Raw genomic sequence first — 19,096 nt, forward strand, 5'->3', positions numbered from 1 at the left:
ACAGGAGCCGGCTTTGCCTTTAATTGGCGAAGCCACTATAACAGCATCAATCTGCTGATATGGTGGCTTCTTACATTAAGCAGTTTGCAGGCTTAGCAGTATTGGCTTATTATGGCGCAGCAAAGGTCCGGGATATTTTGAATGTATAAAGTGTTTACAGGTGAGTTAATGATTATTTCATGTATGATGTATCTTGTCGGCAAAACGAAGACCATGAAAAACATCGTAGTACTCGACGGGCATACGTTAAACCCCGGCGACCTCGACTGGAGCGGGTTACAGGCATTGGGCAACGTTATATTGTATGACCGTACACCCGAACATGAAGTGGCTGCCAGGTCAAAGGATGCACATATCATATTAACCAATAAGGCTATTGTAAGCGGGGAAACCATCCGGCAGCTGGAACACCTGGAATATATAGGCGTGACGGCTACGGGATTCAACATAGTGGATACGCATGCAGCAAGAAGCCGGCATATCCCGGTAACGAATGTACCTGCCTACAGCACGGCATCTGTTGCGCAGCTGACTTTTGCGTTGATCCTTGAATTATGTCATCATACCGGTTTGCATGCTGTAAGTGTGCGGGCAGGGGAGTGGAGCAGCAGCATCGATTTCAGTTACTGGAAAACGCCGCTCACGGAGCTGGCGGGCAATACGTTGGGCATAGTAGGTCTCGGGCAGATAGGGCAGGCGGTGGCCCGTATTGCGCTGGCATTTGGGATGAAGGTGATTGCCCACCATAAACATCCTGACCGGGACGGGATGCCCGGTGTTACTTTTGTGGACCAGGCTACCTGCTTCCGGGAGGCGGATATTATCTCGTTGCATTGCCCGCTGAATGCTGCCAATAAAGAGTTTGTAAATGCCGCCCTGCTGCGTACCATGAAAAAGAACGCCTTCCTCGTAAATACCAGTCGTGGCCCGTTGATCTGTGAAGCCGATCTGGCGGATGCCCTGGAGAAAGGAATTATTGCCGGTGCCGCGCTGGATGTATTATCTGCAGAGCCGCCGCCTGCGGGGAATCCACTGATCACTGCGCCTAATACCATTATTACACCACATATTGCCTGGGCTACCCAGGCGGCCCGGAAACGACTCATGTATACATCGGTGGAAAACGTAAAGGCCTTCCTCGAAGGAAATCCTAAAAATATTATCAATTAGGATTACCCGTTAAGCGAATAAACAGGTTATTAGTAAGTAGCATGCAAACAGAAAATAATAGGCTTTGGGGTATACCGCGTAACTGAATGGTTGAAATGAATGATGCCTTCAGAAGTGAATGGGATGGATGGCCAGGGTTATGATTATGTTATTTATTTTTGGATAAAGGTACCTGCTACACTTATTTAAAAGGTACGCATACAACTAAAATCTATTTATTCGCTTAAAACCAACGTTACATGCAATCAAGCATTCTTTTGGTAGAGGACGATGTATTTTTTGCCAAAGTGGTAAAAAGACACCTGGAACGCGCCGGTTACAACGTAAACTTCTGTGAAAACGGCCAGGAAGGTTGGGAAAAATTCCAGAAACATGTGTTTGACCTGTGCATACTGGATGTGGTGATGCCTAAAAAAGATGGTTTCGCCCTTGCAGGAGATATCCGGTCAATGGATGAAAACATTCCCATCATTTTTACTTCATCCCGTTATATGGAACAGGACAGGCTGCAGGGATTTGAAGCAGGCGCGGATGACTATATCACCAAGCCCTTCAATATGCAGGAAATGATCTGTCGCGTGGAAGTATACCTGAAACGCAGCCGCCTGCTGAAAAGTGAGCGCCGCGTGGTATATACTATCAGTAACCTGATCTTCGATTATTCCCAATATCATATCCGGCATAAAGATGCCGACTCCCATGTTCGTATGGCCCCAAAAGAAGCGGAGTTGCTTCGCTTTCTGTGCGAAAATTCTAACAAAAAACTGAAGAAAGATGATATCCTGTCTGTTATCTGGGGACAGGAAGACTTCTTCGCTTCACGTGTGATGGACGTTTATCTGACCCGTCTTCGTAAACACATTGCGCAGGACCCTGCCGTAAAACTCGAAACCTACCACGGCAAGGGACTCATGTTCATCGCTGATGACCTGGGGCGCACACACACCATCGCTAAAGTTTAGCTGTTTTTTGGTTCTGGAAAGTTAACCGTATCCAATGGAAAACGTCCACCGTAATGGCGGACGTTTCCTTTTTTATATGTATTAATATCCTATTTCAGATTGTGGAAAACCTGCTGCACATCTTCATCCTGCTCCAAACGGTCTACCAGTTCCAGCACTTCTTTTGCCTGCTCGTCATTCAGCTCCACGGTAGTGGTTGGAATACGTTTCAGCTCGGAGCTGATCACTTCCAGTCCTTTTTCTTCCAGCGCTTTGGCCATGTTGCCAAACTCGGTGAATGCAGCACGGATAATGATGTTACCCTCACTATCTTCTCCCACTTCTTCCAAACCAAAATCAATCAGTTCCAGTTCCAGCTCTTCCAGGTCCTGGCCGGCATTCTTTATTTTGAATTCGCCTACGCGGTTAAATAAAAATCCAACAGAGCCACTGTTGCCTAAGCTGCCGCCACCTTTGGTAAAGTGCATACGCAGGTTGGCTACGGTGCGGGTAGTATTATCGGTAGCGGTATCAATCATCACTGCCACGCCATGGGGAGCATAGCCTTCATACACCACTTCTTCATAATCGGTTTTGTCTTTACCCATAGCACGCTTGATAGCTGCGTCTACACGGTCTTTAGGCATGTTAACACTCTTCGCATTGAGAATACAGCGACGAAGTGCGGGGTTATTATCCGGATCAGGACCAGAGGCCTTCACGGCAATGGCTATTTCCTTACCTATTCTTGAAAATGCTTTCGCCATCTTATCCCAGCGGGCAAACATGGTCGATTTTCTTACTTCAAATATTCTTCCCATTGGAGTGGTATATATTTATTATGACTTTTAAAAACAGAACGCAAAAATAAGGATTTTCAGGTACCAGAATAGCGGATTCCCCTGATTTTAACTAAAGCGGAGAACAAAACAAGGGTAACCCCCTTTGTTCTGTTCTCCGCTTCGTATGATATCCGGAAATGTTAATCTCCGTAAACTATTCCAGCATTTTACGGGCCTTACTGTGTTTTACACTATAGCCGAAGTAAACCACAAAGCCAATAGCCAGCCACACAAATAAACGCGCCCAGTTTTCAATACCCAGGCTGATGATCATAGTAAGACAGAAAGCCGCTCCCAGCAAGGGAACAAATGGCACCCACGGCGTTTTAAAGGCGCGTGGCAGTTCCGGGTTGGTTTTGCGCATTACAATAATACCAATACACACCAGCACAAAGGCAAACAGGGTACCGATACTGGTCATATCACCCACCACATTGTCCGGAATGAACGCAGCAAACAGGGATACAAAAACAAAGAACATCCACTGTGAGCGGTAAGGTGTACGGTATTTTGGATGCAGTTTCGCAAATACGGCCGGTACCAGTCCATCGTTACTCATAGAGTAAAATACCCTTGTCTGACCCAGTAACATCACCAGGATAACGGAGGAAAATCCCGCCAGGATGGCCACGGTGATGAAAGTCGACAACCAGGAATAACCAGGCATATAAGTATCAATCGCATAAGCTACAGAAGCTTCACCACCTGCTTTCAGGAAGTCGGTGAACGGTGCAATACCTGTGAGCACAAAAGAAAACAGGATATATAATAAGGTACAAACAGCCAGCGATACAAGGATACCGATCGGCATATTCTTTTTAGGGTTCTTGGTTTCCTGTGCAGCGGTAGATACCGCATCAAAACCAATGAAAGCAAAGAATACCACCCCGGCCCCCCTGAGCACCCCGGCCCAGCCATGATTCCAGAAGTTGGAATAATCCACGATCTGGCCATTGTGCATTTTTACGGTGCCGGCATCTCCAGGAATGGTAAATGGCGTATGGTTGGCAGGATTGATAAATTTCCATCCCAGGAAGATGAATAACATCACGATGGCTACTTTAGTGATAACAATGATGTTATTCACAATGGCAGAACCCTGTGTTCCCCTGATGAGCAGCAAAGTGAGCGCCAGCAGGATAAACAGCGATGGAACGTTCATGATACCCTGTACACCGGCATCAGAAGTTTCAAAAGGACTGTGACACCACTGGTACGGTATCGTGACATGAAAGACATTGGTAAGCAGCTTATTGAGATACTGCGACCAGCCAATAGCTACGGTAGCCGCTCCCAGCGCATATTCCAGCACAAGATCCCATCCAATGATCCAGGCAATAAATTCTCCCAGTGTGGCATAGGAATAGGTGTAGGCGCTTCCCGCAATAGGGATCATGGACGCAAATTCTGCGTAGCATAAACCAGCCAGCGCACAACCTATAGCAGCAATAATAAAGGAAATGGTGACAGCAGGTCCGGCATGTTGACCGGCAGCAGCAGCTGTTCTTACAAAGAGGCCGGCGCCAATAATAGCGCCAATACCTAATGCTATAAGAGAACCTGCACCAAGCGTCCTTTTCAGACCCTTTTCAGATTCTCCAGCTTCGGCCAATAAAACAGACAGTTGTTTTTTAGCAAAGAGTTTGCTCATACGCAGTCGTATTGTGGTTGATGTTTTAAGGTAGTTTAGTTGTTGTTGTATTTCTGTTGATCGCCAAATATAATATCTAAAATCAAAAACAGATAGTTTTATTTTACCTGCCAAAGCGCATGTTTAGCTGCTTAACCTTATTTTTGGGAAATTTTCCGGTTACAACTTTTAATTATTACAAGATAAATTCTGGCTAGCATGAAGAAATCATCGAATCTGCTTACTTTATATATATTCATTGCTATGGTAATCGGAATAGGCACTGGTTATGGTGTTTTCCTTACCTATGGCAATGCTCCTGCTACAACAGGGGCCAAGGATACCCCGCAGATCTTCGCTGATAACATCTCCATTCTTACCGATATCTTCCTTCGTCTTGTTAAAATGATCATTGCCCCGCTGGTATTTTCCACCCTCGTGGTGGGAGTGGCCAAGCTGGGCGACATAAAAGCTGTTGGCCGCATCGGCGGAAAAACAATGCTGTGGTTTATCAGTGCAACCTTTGTATCATTGTTTCTCGGCTTGGTATTGGTTAACCTGCTGAAACCAGGATTATCACTGGCATTGCCACTGCCTGATGAACATGCCTCTTCCGGCATCGCCAAGGCAGATATGACCCTGAAAGGATTTTTCCGCCACGTAGTGCCGGATAGCGTAGTGGATGCAATGGCCCATAATGAAATACTGCAGATCGTGGTATTTGCCATTTTCTTTGGTGTAGCGGCGGCAGCCATAGGTGAAAAAGCCAACCCGGTAGTGAAGCTGCTGGACAGCGTTGCCCATATCATGCTGAAAGTAACGGGTTTTGTAATGAACTTCGCCCCTTTCGCAGTATTTGGCGCTATGGCCGGTATCATTGCGCTGAAAGGCCCCATTGTACTGGTAACTTATGGTAAGTTTATTTTGCAGTTCTATTTTGGGCTGCTCTGTTTGTGGGTGGTTATTTCCCTGGTAGGAAGCCTGATCCTGGGCAAACGGGTATTCAAGCTCCTGGGAATGATTAAAGACCCGCTGCTCCTGGCTTTTGGTACCGCCAGCAGTGAGGCGGCCTATCCGCGTACAATGGAAGAGCTGGAGAAGTTTGGTTGCGACAGCCGCATTGTTAGCTTTGTATTACCCCTGGGCTATTCCTTTAACCTGGATGGCTCCATGATGTATATGACCTTTGCCAGTTTATTTATTGCCCAGGCTTATGGTATGCACCTGAGCATCGACCAGCAGATTACCATGTTGCTGGTATTAATGATTACCAGTAAAGGCATTGCGGGCGTACCCCGTGCTTCCCTGGTGGTGATTGCAGGCACGCTGTCAATGTTCAAGATCCCCGAAGCCGGCCTTATACTGCTGCTGGGCGTGGATCATTTGCTGGACATGGGCCGTTCTGCCACAAATGTTATCGGAAACGCGATGGCTACCGCCGTTGTTTCCAAATGGGAAAATAAGCTTACGCCGCCAACAGAAGATGCTGCCAAAGCCTAACTTAACAAATGCGTAACAGTTTATTGATTATTTTACCACTTCAGAAATAGAAATAGCGTATTAGCATGGACCAGATTATTGAGTTTTTTAAACACCTCATTAATCCCTCGTGGATTATTGAACATGGTGGCCTTTACCTGTTACTGGGAATTATTTTTGCAGAAACAGGTCTTTTCATTGGATTCTTTTTGCCAGGGGATTCCCTGCTCTTCGTAGCGGGTATCTACAGCGAAGACCTTTGCCGCAGCTTCTTTGATCTTCCATTTGTGGTGATTATGTTCCTGATTGCCACCGCCGGTGTGCTAGGAAATATGGTTGGCTTCTGGTTTGGTAAAAAATCCGGACCTATTTTATTTAAGAAGAAGGATACTTTCTTTTTCAGGAAGAAGCACCTGCACCAGGCCCATGAGTTTTTTGTAAAGTATGGCGGCGGCGCTATCTTCTTTGCCCGCTTCCTGCCTATCATCCGTACCTTTGCGCCTATAGTGGCGGGTATTGTGGGTATGGATGGTAAGAAATTCATGTTCTTTAATATAATCGGCTCCTTTGCATGGGTATTTTCCATGATGCTGGCGGGTCACTACCTGGATAAAGCCTTCCCCAACCTGAAAGATCACCTGGAACTGATCATCCTGGTCATAGTGGTGATCACTACTTTACCAGTACTTATTAAAGTAGTATTTGGTAAGGTAAAACAACAGCCGGCGCACACACCTGCTGAAACAGAAAAAACTGATTCTCCAATATAATTTTTTATATCTTTAAAAGGGCCTTTAAATGAGGCCCTTTTTTTTATTCCCGTTATTATCGTCAACCAAATTAAGAAATGAAAGCCGACAACCGTCCCGTCTCCATTTTCAACATTGCCGTTATAGTGGCATCACTGGGCTATTTCGTAGATATTTATGATCTCCTGCTGTTTACAATTGTAAGGGTTCCGAGTTTGAAATCACTGGGGCTGCCTGATAGTGAAATTGATGCCGGCGCCGGTATGCTGCTTATTAATATCCAGATGGTAGGATTGCTCATCGGGGGTATTTTCTGGGGTATTATCGGAGATAAAAAGGGGAGGCTGAGCGTTTTGTTCGGTTCTATCCTCATTTATTCTGTTGCCAATATTGCCAATGGCTTTGTTCAGGGGATCAACGGGTATGTGCTGTGGCGCTTTGTAGCCGGCTTCGGGCTGGCGGGAGAGCTGGGCGCCGGTATTACGCTGGTATCGGAAATACTACCAAAAGAGAAGCGGGGCTATGGTACCATGATTGTGGCTACTGTAGGGGTTTCCGGTGCAGTGGCTGCCAATCTGATTGCCAAGCTGGTAGGCGACTGGCGGATCTGTTATTTCATAGGAGGCGGTTTAGGACTGGCACTGCTGGTCCTGCGGGTTAGTGTAATGGAATCCCATTTATTTAATGCGGTGAAAAGTTCATCCGCTTCCAGGGGAAGTTTTATGGCCTTGTTTACTAACCGCGAGCGGTTTATCAAATACCTGAAATGTATGCTGCTGGGTACTCCTACCTGGTTTGTGGTAGGGATTCTCATCGCTTTTTCCAACAAGTTTGCCACTATGATGAACGTAAAAGGCGCCATCAGCCCCGGCGACGCGATAGCGTTTTGTTATGCGGGGCTGGTAGTAGGTGATTTCGCCTCCGGTTTGATCAGCCAGCTATGGAGAAGCCGCCGGAAAGTGATGTTATTGTTCCTCGTTTTCACCGGGATAATGGTAACTGTATATTTAAACCTGCATGGCGTAGAAACATGGGTGTTCTATACCGTGTGTTGTATACTCGGTTTCAGTGTGGGCTTCTGGGCAATTTTTGTAACGATCGCAGCTGAAAGCTTTGGTACCAATCTGCGGGCTACCGTGGCTACTACTGTTCCTAATTTTGCGAGGGGAATGCTACCGTTGATCTCTATATTATTTATACAAGTACAGAAATATTTTACTTTCCTTCAAAGCGGGGCTATTGTAGCAGTGGTATGTATTGGCGTTGCGTTGATTACAGCCTGGAAGGTGGAAGAAACATTTGGCAAAGATCTTAACTACCTGGAAGAGATTTAATTAATGATAGCTATCCAGCATTTTATCCAGTAACTTATTCAGCTGGATAACCTCTTTTTCGTTTAATGACTGAAGTGTGTTATCCAGTAGCCTGATTTCCGTATCGATTTCTTTCAGCAGTTGCAGGCCCTTATCGTTGATACGTACGTCTACTGCGCGCCTGTCCATTTCACTGTTCTTACGTTCTACCAGGTCTGCTTTGCGGAGCCTTTCCACCAGGCGCGATACGTCGCTCATTTTATCGAGCATTCTTTCCTTTAAGATGTTGATGCTGGCAGCCTGTGGATGCTGACCGCGAAGGATCCGCAGTATATTAAACTGCTGCATGGTGATTCCATAACGTTTAAAAAATTGCTGGTGACGGGACGTTATCCAGTTCCCGATGAAAATCAGGCTTATCAGGCCGCGCTGATTTTCGTTTTCAAATGTTTTCTGCGTAATCAGTTTTTCCAGGTTAGACATACATTCAGAGTTAAACCAAATTTTATGAAACTAATTAGAACTGCTTCATTTAGACGGCTTTAGCCAATACAGGATCGGGGTAAAATTACGAATAAATGTGGATTTATAGTCAGGATCGCCTTCGGCGATTTTAAATTGTCTTGGAACGCTGATTACGCTGATTATGCTGATTTTGAGGATTGGATAATGTGGTGATTTTATAAAGATTAAGGGAGATATATGCGGGCATATTCGCTTATATCTCCCTTAATCTTTATAAAATCAAACAGGATCAAATCTGAATAATCAGTATAATCAGCGTAATCCTGGGAAAGACAAAATCCGTATTACGCTGTAGCGGATTGCATTTTGTCCAGTACGTCCATTACTTCTTTAACGTGTTGTGCAGAGGTATTCAGTAATTCTTTTTCGGCAGGATTGAGCTGTAGTTCGATGATCTTTTCGATGCCGTTCTTACCCAATACTACGGGTACACCCAGGTAAATATCTTTCAGTCCGTATTCGCCGGTAAGCCATGCGCAAACGGGGAAAATGCGTTTTTCATCTTTTACAATGGCTTCCACCATTTGTGCAGCGGCGGCGCCGGGTGCGTACCATGCAGAAGTACCGAGCAGGTTTACAATTTCACCACCGCCTACTTTTGTGCGTTGGATAATAGCATCCAGCTTTTCAGTGGCTACCAGTTCAGTTACCGGGATACCGCCAACGGTGGTATAGCGGGGCAAAGGAACCATTGTATCGCCATGGCCACCCATCAGGATCGCCTGGATGTCTTTGGGTGAGCAACCTATTTCATCAGCCAGGAAAGCGCGGTAACGGGCGGTATCCAGGATGCCTGCCATACCAAATACCTTGCTGCTGTTTTTCTTTGCAGTGAGATAGCTGCAATAGGTCATTACATCCAGCGGGTTGCTTACAATGATAATGATAGCATCCGGGGAATGTTTTGTAATATTTTCGGTAACCGATTTCACAATATTGGCATTGGTAGAAATCAGGTCGTCCCTGCTCATACCGGGTTTACGGGGAAGTCCGGAAGTAATTACCACTACATCGCTGTTCGCGGTTTTGGTGTAATCGTTGGTTACCCCTGTAATTTTGGTGCTGTAATAATCAATGGGAGCCTGCTGCCATGTGTCCAGCGCCTTACCTTCAGCCGTTCCTTCTTTAATATCCAATAAAACCACCTCCTGCAGAAAATCTTTGTGGGCCAGTACATTGGCACACGTTGCGCCTACATTCCCGGCTCCTACTACTGTAACTTTCATTTTGTCTTTAGCTTTAAAAGTGAAGAATGAATGTGATTGAACAAATGTAAGGATTCGGCCTTACAATAATCCGCTGGCGGCTACATTTTCACAAAGCATTATTTGTTGAGATAAAGCAGCAGGGAATCGAGCTTTACTGTTCCCTCAAAACCTTTTACAAACTGTTGTTTCTTATTATATATATACAAACCAGGGAAATAATGGAGGTCATAGAAGTACATGATCTGCCGGGAAGGTTCACTCGCCATAATGATGTTGGGATAGTTCTGGATCTTATAATGATCGTAATATTCCTTCATTTGTTCCACTTTGAAGGGAGTGACCATCACGATCTGTGTTTTTTTGAACTTGTCAATATTTTTCAGCATTTCCTCGGTGAGGTGTTTGCAGTGGTCACAGTCAACACTGAATACAAAGAGCATGGTCTTCTCATTTTTCTTCAGGTCATTTTTGGTGATAGTGTGGCCATCAACAAGGCTCAACGGAAAAGCGGGGATGATCGGGTATTGTAAATAAGGTGCTTTGGTGCTGGAATTAGCAGGCGTTTGGGCCATCAAAAACACAGGTAAACAGCTTAAAATAACGAAAAACACGTAGCGCATACTTATAAAAGTTTCTTGATTTGAGTTTAAAATTACCGGATAAATGTCATTATTTGAATAAAAAAGCCGAAAATTGAGCCGAAAAGGGACTAATCTCTCTAATTTTGGGAATTAGTTGCTTGTTCATATGCGAAAATTTTTACTTTTGCAATCCGTATAAATTTTTAACTTAAAATCAGTAACCTATTTATGGCTACCACCGCAGATATCAGAACAGGATTAATTATCAAGCTGGATAACAGCTTGTATTCTGTTGTAGAGTTTGGTCAGAACAAAACCGCCCGTGCAGCCGCAAAGGTTTGGGCTAAATTGAAGGGCGTTGACAATAGCCGTTCCATTGAGCACACTTGGAACTCAGGTGATACTATCTTTCCAATCCGTATTGAGAAGAAACCTTTTCAGTATTTATATAAAGATGATACCGGCTACAATTTCATGGACAATGAAACATTTGAGCAGATCGCTATGCCGGAAACAGCAATCGATGCACCTCAGTTTCTGAAAGAAGGACAGGAAGTAAGTGTACAGATCAATACAGAAACTGAACAGTACATGGCTGTTGAACTGCCTGATAAAATTGTAGTACTGGTTACTTATTCTGAACCCGGTGTGAAAGGTGATACGGCTACCCGTACCCTGAAACCAGCTACCGTTGAAACCGGTGCCACTGTGATGGTTCCACTGTTTGTAGACGAAGGAGAACTGATCCGTGTAAACACCAAAAATGGTGAGTACATCGAAAGAGTAAAAGCATAAATAAATCATTTCTGAAATACTGGTTTTCAGAGAAAAGCAACTTTGTTTCAGAAAGATATGTCTGAAACAAAGTTGCTGAATGCGTGAAAAAGTATTTGTCATATTCTATATATTTCTAAACCAAAAACTGTCTACATGGACTTTAAACAGATTCAGGAACTGGTAAAAATGATCAACAAATCAAATATCAGTGAACTGAGCATTGAACAGGACAAGTTTAAGATTACAATAAAGCAGAAGGATAATGAAGTTCAGCAGGTAATCACTGTTCCTGCAACCATGGCACCCGTTCAGGCAGTAGCCGCTGTAACTCCTGCAGCAGCTCCGGCCACCGCAGCATCAGCCGCTGCACCTGCTGCCCCTGCCAAAGCAGATAACCTGGTAACCATCAAATCTCCCATGATTGGTACCTTCTACCGCAGCGCCGGTCCGGATAAAGCACCATTCGTAAATGTTGGTGACGAAGTAACTTCCGGTAAAGTGGTGTGCATCATCGAAGCAATGAAGTTATTCAACGAAATAGAGAGTGAAGTAAGTGGGAAAATTGTGAAAGTACTGGTAGATGACGCTTCTCCGGTAGAATACGATCAACCTTTATTTTTAGTTGAACCATAATAATAGCCTTTACCCGTTAGCCTTTAGCTTTCAGACTTGCCAAATGGCAGTGCGCTGATGGCTAAAGGCTATCAGCTAAAAGCTAACAGCTATTATTAAACTTATAAGGAAAACAATGTTCAAAAAAATATTGATTGCCAACCGTGGTGAAATTGCCCTTCGGATTATCCGTACCTGTAAGGAAATGGGTATTAAAACGGTGGCGGTTTATTCAACAGCGGATAAAGACAGTCTGCATGTGAAATTTGCCGATGAAGCAGTATGCATCGGCAAGCCACAAAGCTCAGAGTCTTATCTGAATATCCCTCACCTGATGGCGGCTGCAGAAATCACCAATGCAGATGCGATCCACCCCGGATACGGCTTCCTGGCAGAAAATGCCCGTTTCGCTGAAATCTGTGGTGAACATGGTATCAAATTTATCGGCCCCACGCCGGAAATGATCCGGAAAATGGGGGATAAGATGACTGCCAAAGAAACCATGATTGCGGCCGGCGTACCGGTTATTCCAGGTTCTGAAGGTTTGCTCCAGAGCGTGGAAGAGGCGAAAGTCATCGCTAAAAACATGGGACTCCCCGTAATCATCAAAGCTACCGCCGGTGGCGGTGGCAAAGGCATGCGTGTGGTATGGGAAGAAAGCGAGCTGGAAACAGCCTACAACATGGCTAAAAATGAAGCCCGTGCCTCCTTCAGTAACGACGGTATCTACATGGAGAAATTCGTGGAAGAACCCCGCCATATTGAAATCCAGGTTGCGGGTGATCAATACGGTAAAGTATGTCACCTCAGTGAAAGGGATTGCTCTATCCAGCGTCGTCACCAGAAGCTGGTAGAAGAATCACCTTCTCCGTTTATGACGCCTGAGCTGCGTGAGAAAATGGGGGATGCTGCTATCAGGGCGGCCAGCGCTATCAATTACGAAAGCGTGGGTACCATTGAATTCCTGGTAGACAAGCACCGCAACTTCTACTTCATGGAAATGAACACACGTATCCAGGTAGAACACGGGGTTACAGAAGAAGTGATCAACTTCGACCTGGTAAAAGAGCAGATCAAAATTGCTGCGGGGATTCCTATCTCCGGAAAAAATTATACGCCACAGATGCACGCCATCGAGTGCCGTATCAATGCGGAAGATCCTTACAACGATTTCCGCCCATCTCCCGGTAAAATTACTACCCTGCATATCCCCGGTGGTCATGGTGTGAGAGTGGATTCACACATCTATGCCGGTTATGTAATTCCGCCTTACTATGATTCCATGGTAGCGAAAATTATCACGATGGCGCAAACCCGTGAAGAAGCAATTAACACAATGGAACGAGCCCTGAGTGAGTTTGTAATTGAAGGGGTGAAAACAACGATTCCTTTCCACCAGCAGCTGATGCGCGATGAAAACTTCCGTAAAGGTAACTTTACCACGAAGTTTACAGAAACGTTTAAGCTGGTATAACGGTAACGGATATACTATTTGGAAAAGTCCTCCTGGTTTGACCAGGGGGACTTTTTCGTTTGTTGTTAATTATATTTAATCTCCAGTTTTTTGAAGTTGAAATTCAGGAATTGGAACTCCTGATGTGTTTCTTTTGCAGTGATGCTGACCGGCAGGCCGTAGTTATTGTACTGATCTGCCACAAAGGGATTGTTAACACTGTAGTCCCTGTCGTTGAACATCCATATTTTATGAAGCTGATGCGGGTTTAATTTATCATCGTAAATGGGGTACACATCAATGGGAGGAGAGGTTTGTCCCTGCCAGAAGTTAACTGTGGAAATCTTATATGCATTGCCGGCGGCATTGTAATGATAGTAAACGGTGGTTATGCCGTAATATTCTTCCGGAAATTGTTTCCTGACGGATTTTACAATCCTGTCCTTATTGTCATAGCTGAAATACTCCACTGCGGTATTATACCCGGAGGTGACTGTCATGGTACTACGATCATAGATCCCAATAGTAAATGTGCTGTCGGTGGTCACTCTGCCTTTGTTATCGGTGATGTATTTGTGGGCTATTTCAAAAAAGGGGAGGTCATCTGAATAGGCGCCGATAATACATTTGAGCGTGTGTTTGTTATCATATCCTATCAGGAACTGCGGATAACCGGTTGTCACCTGTGTGGCAATCAGGCTAACCGGGTTTCCTTTATTGTTGTAAGAGATCCGGACAGAATCCAGCAGGTCATCGTACCCGTGAATACCTTTCAATTGCACGATCCTGTAGTGGTTGGGGCCAGGAATGATTACCGGTGGTTTGAGGCAGCTTTGGAGCAGTAAAGGGATGGCAATAGCCATGACGCAAAGCGTTTGTAAAAGTTGTCTTTTCATTTTGGGTAACTTGTTTTTAAATAATTCTGATTAAATAAACGTGGTGCGTACGGTACAGGAAAATCTAAATGTTATATGGGGTATTGGTATATAGGTATAATATGAAGATAAGGATAATCTGAGGTTAAACCAATACTTGCTCAGGTGGATCTCAAAACAAAGCCCCGGATGAAAATCCGGGGCTAATCATACACCAAAACAATCTTACGGTTTTATCGCAAGAAAAGCAGCTCTCTGTATTTAGGCAGCGCCCATTTTTTGTCGTCCACCAGGAACTCCAGTTTGTCGGAGTGGTAGCGGATAACATCAAAGTACGGCTTAATCTTTTCACAGTAGTCAATCGCTTTCTGACGGCTGTCGGTAAGCTTATTAGTTACCTTACGCGCCTCGATCATAGCCTGTACATTTTCACTAATAACATTAATATGTTCAGCTATTTTAGCAGCAATTTGTTTTTGAGCTTTTACTGATTCGTCGCCCAGGCCAATTCCTTTCAGACCGTTGATATTGACTACCAGGTCGTTCAGGTAGCTGATAGCAGACGGGAGGATGGTGTTGGTAGCGAGATCACCGATTACACGGGCTTCGATCTGCACTTTCTTCACATAATCTTCCAGCAGAATTTCATGGCGTGCGTGCAGTTCTTTTTCGTTGTAAACGCCGGTGTCAGCATAAAGTTTGGTTGCTTTAGGAGTGATCATTGCATCCAGAGCTTTAGGAGTGGTTTTTACGTTTGGTAAACCTCTTCTTTCAGCTTCTTTCTCCCATTCTTCGCTGTATCCGTCGCCTTCGAACAGTATCTTTTCCGAATCTACAATATATTTACGAAGAGTTTGCATGATCGCAATCTCTTTTTTCTCACCTTTTTCGATCAGTGAATCTACTTCCGCTTTAAAGTCAACCAGGGTTTTAGCCATGATAGTATTCAGAACGGTCATTGCAGAAGCACAGTTGGCAGAAGAACCTACCGCGCGGAATTCAAACTTGTTGCCGGTGAAAGCAAAAGGAGAAGTACGGTTACGGTCAGTGTTATCCAGCAACAGTTCAGGAATATGACGGTGCAGATCCAGTTTCAGGATAGCTTCGTCCTGTTCGTCGAACTTGTTGTTTACACGGTTTTTAACTTCCTGCAGTACATCAAACAGGTATTTACCGGTAAATACGGAGATGATGGCAGGAGGTGCTTCGTTAGCGCCCAGACGGAAGTCGTTGCTTGGAGAAGCAATAGCAGCTCTCATCAGGTCAGCGTAGTCATGCACCGCTTTAATAGTGTTCACAAAGAAAGTGAGGAACATCAGGTTGGTCTTCGGAGTTTTACCGGGAGCCAGCAGGTTTACACCAGTATCGGTGGACATGCTCCAGTTGTTGTGTTTACCGGAACCGTTGATGCCTGCAAAAGGTTTCTCGTGCAGTAACACTTTCAGTTTGTGACGTTTTGCCACTTTATTCATTACATCCATCAGCAGGGAGTTGTGATCCACTGCGATGTTTACTTCTTCAAATATAGGAGCGCACTCGAACTGTGAAGGAGCAACTTCATTATGACGCGTTCTCAAAGGAATACCCAGTTTGTAGGATTCTACTTCGAAATCGCGCATGTAAGCGTAAGCACGCTCAGGAATAGCACCGAAGTAGTGATCTTCCAGCTGCTGACCTTTGGAAGGAGCATGACCAACAACAGTGCGGCCAGTCATGATCAGATCAGGACGGGCGTTCGCCATTGTTTCGTCTACCAGGAAGTATTCCTGTTCCCAACCCAGGGTACCGGTTACTTTGGTAACGTTTTTATCGAAATAGTTACATACGTCTACTGCAGCTTTGTCCATTGCAGCCAGTGCTTTCAGCAGTGGTGCTTTGTAGTCCAGGGATTCGCCGGTGTAGGCAACAAAGATCGTAGGTATGCAGAGTGTTTTACCATAACCCTGCTCAAGGATAAATGCAGGAGAGGAAGGATCCCAGGCAGTGTAGCCGCGGGCTTCGAAGGTAGCTCTCAAACCACCGTTAGGGAAACTGGAAGCATCTGGTTCCTGTTGTACCAGTGCATCACCATCAAAGGTTTCCAGTGCAGTGCCATCACCTTTCAAAGTGAAAAATGAATCATGTTTTTCTGCGGTAGTGCCGGTCAATGGCTGAAACCAGTGTGTGTAATGAGTCACACCTTTTTTCATCGCCCATGCTTTCATGCCTGAAGCGATCTGCTCGGACATTTTACGTTCCAGCTTGGTGCCATTTTTAACAGAGTTCATCAGGCTTTTATAAGCCTCATCGCTCAGATATTCCCGAACAACTTTACCAGAGAAAACATTGCTGCCAAATACATCGGTAATTTTACCGTCATGTTCGGTGAGAGTGGAGTCTACGCCAGCTAATCCTTCCAGCGCTTTGAAACGTAACGATTGCATGCTGTAAATTATTTTACACAAAAGAACGCATCCATCGCTATAAATGCAAATAAATTGTTCATTTTAACTGAAAAATTACATTTAGGGCTTTAAAAGGGGTATTTTTTTATCATTTCATTAAATATTTGGAGCAGATAGACTTTAAATCTGATGAATTTAAAAATAAATAATATGATACCTGCTTGCAAAAAAACTGCAGAAAAGCCACCACAGGGTACTCTTGGCATTTGCAGGAAAATCATGTACTTTTGCGACTTCTTTTAAATATCTCGTTTTTTATACTTAAATACATGCAAACCACCGTAGAAATTGCTGAACAGCTAGGACTTACCGCTGACGAGTTTGAACGAATTAAATCTATTTTAGGCCGTACCCCCAATTTTACCGAGTTAAGTATGTACTCAGTAATGTGGAGTGAGCACTGCTCTTACAAAAACTCAATCGTTTGGCTGAAGTCTCTGCCCCGCGAAGGCGACAGGCTCCTGGTTAAAGCAGGAGAAGAAAATGCCGGTCTGGTAGATATAGGTGATGGCTACGCGGTGGTATTTAAAATAGAATCACATAACCACCCCTCCGCTATCGAACCCTTCCAGGGCGCCGCTACCGGCGTTGGTGGCATTCACCGCGATATCTTTACAATGGGTGCGCGTCCCATTGCCGCACTGAACTCCCTTCGCTTTGGTAATATTAATGATAAGAAAACACAACACCTGGTAAAAGGTATTGTACATGGTATAGGTCACTACGGTAACTGCTTCGGCGTTCCTACCGTAGGCGGCGAAACTTATTTTGAAGAATGCTACGGTACCAACCCGCTCGTAAACGCATTCAGCGCAGGTATCGTAAAAGTAGGTCAAACTGTTTCCGCTACTTCATACGGTGAAGGAAATCCTGTTTTCATTGTTGGCTCTGCTACCGGTAAAGACGGTATCGGAGGAGCTTCCTTTGCTTCTGCCAATATCACGGAAGACAGCGTGGAAGATTTGCCTGCCGTTCAGGTAGGAGATCCTTTCCAGGAAAAGAAACTGCTGGAAGCCTGCCTGGAAATCATCAAAACCAATGCTATTATTGGTATGCAGGATATGGGTGCTGCCGGTATCACCTGCTCCACTGCAGAAATGAGCGCAAAAGGCGAACATGGTATGAACATCTGGTTAGATAAAGTACCTACCCGCCAGAAAGATATGAAAGCATGGGAAATGCTGCTGAGCGAAAGCCAGGAGCGCATGCTGATAGTAGTGAAGAAAGGAGAAGAAAAACCAGTGCTGGATATCTTCGAAAAATGGGACCTGCACTGCGTTCAGATCGGTGAAGTTACCAAAGATAAAAACCTGAAGTTCTATATGAACGGCGAACTGGAAGCAGATGTTCCTGCGGAAAGTATGGTACTAGGCGGCGGCGCTCCCCAATATCACCGCGCTTACACAGAACCAGCCTACTTCGCTAAAGTAAAAGCATTCGATATTCAGAATATCCCTGATACAGAACATCCGCGTTTTGTAGCAGAAAGAATGGTTGCATTACCAAACATCGCTTCCAAACGCTGGATCTACAACCAGTACGACAGCATGGTGGGTACTGCAAACGCCACCACCAACGCACCAAGCGATGCTGCTATCGTATTGGTAAAACCAACGAAGAAAGCATTGGCAATGACTACCGACTGTAACGGCCGTTACGTATTTGCCGATCCTCATAAAGGCGGACAGATAGCGGTGGCAGAAGCTGCACGTAACATCGTTTGCTCCGGTGGCGAACCAGTTGCTATCACCAACTGCCTCAACTTCGGTAACCCCTACGATCCGGAAGTGTACTACCAGTTTGTACACGCCGTACAAGGTATGGGTGAAGCCTGCCGTAAATTCAATACACCCGTTACCGGTGGTAACGTGAGCTTCTATAACCAGTCACCCGACGGTCCGGTTTATCCTACACCAACCATCGGTATGGTGGGTATCCTCGACACGCTCGATCAGCGTATCACCCTTAACTTCAAGGAAGAAGGCGACCTGGTATACCTGGTAGGCCGCAGCCGCAACGATATCAACAGCTCTGAATACCTGCACAAGATCATTGGTATAGAATACAGCCCTGCACCGCATTTCAATCTCGATGAAGAACTGCACCTGCAACAGGCAATCACCAAACTGAACAAAGCAAAACTGATCCAGTCTGCACACGATGTAAGCGACGGCGGTTTATTTGTTACCCTGCTCGAAAGCGCTATGCCATCCGGCCTGGGCTTTGAACTGGCGCTCAACAACAAATTCCGTAAAGATGCTTACCTCTTCGGTGAAAGCCAGAGCCGTGTCGTGGTAACCGTTAAGCCGGCAGATAAAGAGAAGTTCGAAGCGCTGTTACACGGTTTGGTAGATGCGTCAGATAACTCTGTACGCTACGAAAAACTAGGTGTTGTAACCGGTGAATCCATTAAAGTAAATGGGGATGACTGGGGCAATGTAAGTACCTGGAAAAAAACATATGATACCGCCATTGAAGAGCATCTGAAGAAATAATC

16 protein-coding genes are annotated in these 19,096 nt (G+C 45.1%); 9 read left to right on the plus strand and 7 right to left on the minus strand.

From position 1 onward, the window contains the following. The first annotated feature begins 213 nt into the window (after positions 1-213). Entirely contained in the window at positions 214-1,170 is a 957-nt protein-coding gene (locus QFZ48_RS15510; protein ID WP_429062920.1) for a D-2-hydroxyacid dehydrogenase, read from the plus strand. Positions 1,171-1,409: 239 nt separating this feature from the next. Beyond that, positions 1,410-2,132, plus strand: coding sequence for a response regulator transcription factor (locus QFZ48_RS15515; RefSeq protein WP_429051228.1), 723 nt, complete (start codon positions 1,410-1,412; stop codon positions 2,130-2,132). Between the two features lie 89 nt (positions 2,133-2,221). Here the strand turns inward: QFZ48_RS15515 and QFZ48_RS15520 are convergent, their stop codons facing one another. Together QFZ48_RS15520 and QFZ48_RS15525 are read right to left on the minus strand one after the other, a co-directional pair. Continuing rightward, positions 2,222-2,932, minus strand: coding sequence for a YebC/PmpR family DNA-binding transcriptional regulator (locus tag QFZ48_RS15520; protein WP_370912460.1), 711 nt, complete (start codon positions 2,930-2,932; stop codon positions 2,222-2,224). A 175-nt stretch (positions 2,933-3,107) separates the two neighbouring features. Then, positions 3,108-4,604 (minus strand): amino acid permease, encoded by a 1,497-nt coding sequence (locus QFZ48_RS15525; RefSeq protein WP_429051226.1) that lies wholly within the window; start codon positions 4,602-4,604, stop codon positions 3,108-3,110. A 198-nt stretch (positions 4,605-4,802) separates the two neighbouring features. Between QFZ48_RS15525 and QFZ48_RS15530 the strand changes: the two genes are divergently transcribed. The 3 genes from QFZ48_RS15530 to QFZ48_RS15540 all read left to right on the plus strand — a co-directional run bounded on the left by QFZ48_RS15530 (position 4,803) and on the right by QFZ48_RS15540 (position 8,145). Next, the gene (locus QFZ48_RS15530; RefSeq protein WP_429062922.1) at positions 4,803-6,083 is read left to right on the plus strand and encodes a dicarboxylate/amino acid:cation symporter; all 1,281 of its coding nucleotides are present in this window, start codon (positions 4,803-4,805) and stop codon (positions 6,081-6,083) included. 65 nt (positions 6,084-6,148) lie between these two features. Further along, on the plus strand, positions 6,149-6,832 hold the full coding sequence (locus QFZ48_RS15535; RefSeq protein ID WP_370912457.1) for a DedA family protein: 684 nt from the start codon (positions 6,149-6,151) through the stop codon (positions 6,830-6,832). Between the two features lie 77 nt (positions 6,833-6,909). After that, entirely contained in the window at positions 6,910-8,145 is a 1,236-nt protein-coding gene (locus tag QFZ48_RS15540; protein WP_429051223.1) for an MFS transporter, read from the plus strand. Here QFZ48_RS15540 and QFZ48_RS15545 read toward each other — a convergent pair whose 3' ends face one another. The 3 genes from QFZ48_RS15545 to QFZ48_RS15555 all read right to left on the minus strand — a co-directional run bounded on the left by QFZ48_RS15545 (position 8,146) and on the right by QFZ48_RS15555 (position 10,477). Then, on the minus strand, positions 8,146-8,607 hold the full coding sequence (locus tag QFZ48_RS15545; protein ID WP_429051221.1) for a MarR family winged helix-turn-helix transcriptional regulator: 462 nt from the start codon (positions 8,605-8,607) through the stop codon (positions 8,146-8,148). Between the two features lie 326 nt (positions 8,608-8,933). After that, positions 8,934-9,875: a malate dehydrogenase gene (gene mdh, locus QFZ48_RS15550; protein ID WP_370912454.1), complete on the minus strand. Its 942-nt coding sequence runs from the start codon at positions 9,873-9,875 to the stop codon at positions 8,934-8,936. A 98-nt stretch (positions 9,876-9,973) separates the two neighbouring features. Next, complete coding sequence (locus QFZ48_RS15555; RefSeq protein WP_429051220.1) at positions 9,974-10,477, minus strand: peroxiredoxin family protein; 504 nt, start codon at positions 10,475-10,477, stop codon at positions 9,974-9,976. 189 nt (positions 10,478-10,666) lie between these two features. On the opposite strand from QFZ48_RS15555, the gene efp reads away from it, so the two are divergent. The 3 genes from efp to accC all read left to right on the plus strand — a co-directional run bounded on the left by efp (position 10,667) and on the right by accC (position 13,301). Continuing rightward, positions 10,667-11,233, plus strand: coding sequence for an elongation factor P (efp, locus tag QFZ48_RS15560; protein ID WP_370912452.1), 567 nt, complete (start codon positions 10,667-10,669; stop codon positions 11,231-11,233). A 135-nt stretch (positions 11,234-11,368) separates the two neighbouring features. Further along, on the plus strand, positions 11,369-11,848 hold the full coding sequence (gene accB / locus QFZ48_RS15565; RefSeq protein WP_429051217.1) for an acetyl-CoA carboxylase biotin carboxyl carrier protein: 480 nt from the start codon (positions 11,369-11,371) through the stop codon (positions 11,846-11,848). Between the two features lie 115 nt (positions 11,849-11,963). Then, positions 11,964-13,301 (plus strand): acetyl-CoA carboxylase biotin carboxylase subunit, encoded by a 1,338-nt coding sequence (accC, locus tag QFZ48_RS15570; protein ID WP_370912450.1) that lies wholly within the window; start codon positions 11,964-11,966, stop codon positions 13,299-13,301. Positions 13,302-13,366: 65 nt separating this feature from the next. On the opposite strand, the gene QFZ48_RS15575 is transcribed toward accC, so the two are convergent. Together QFZ48_RS15575 and QFZ48_RS15580 are read right to left on the minus strand one after the other, a co-directional pair. Further along, positions 13,367-14,176, minus strand: a complete 810-nt coding sequence (locus QFZ48_RS15575) for a hypothetical protein (RefSeq protein ID WP_429062924.1) — start codon at positions 14,174-14,176, stop codon at positions 13,367-13,369. A gap of 212 nt (positions 14,177-14,388) precedes the next feature. After that, positions 14,389-16,578: a glutamine synthetase III gene (locus tag QFZ48_RS15580; RefSeq protein ID WP_429051213.1), complete on the minus strand. Its 2,190-nt coding sequence runs from the start codon at positions 16,576-16,578 to the stop codon at positions 14,389-14,391. A gap of 290 nt (positions 16,579-16,868) precedes the next feature. On the opposite strand from QFZ48_RS15580, the gene purL reads away from it, so the two are divergent. Then, a complete protein-coding gene (gene purL / locus QFZ48_RS15585) occupies positions 16,869-19,094 on the plus strand; it encodes a phosphoribosylformylglycinamidine synthase subunit PurL (protein WP_429051212.1) in 2,226 nt (741 codons plus the stop codon). The last annotated feature ends 2 nt before the right edge of the window (positions 19,095-19,096 follow it).

The organism is Chitinophaga sp. W2I13 (assembly GCF_050434005.1).
Taxonomy (GTDB): domain Bacteria; phylum Bacteroidota; class Bacteroidia; order Chitinophagales; family Chitinophagaceae; genus Chitinophaga.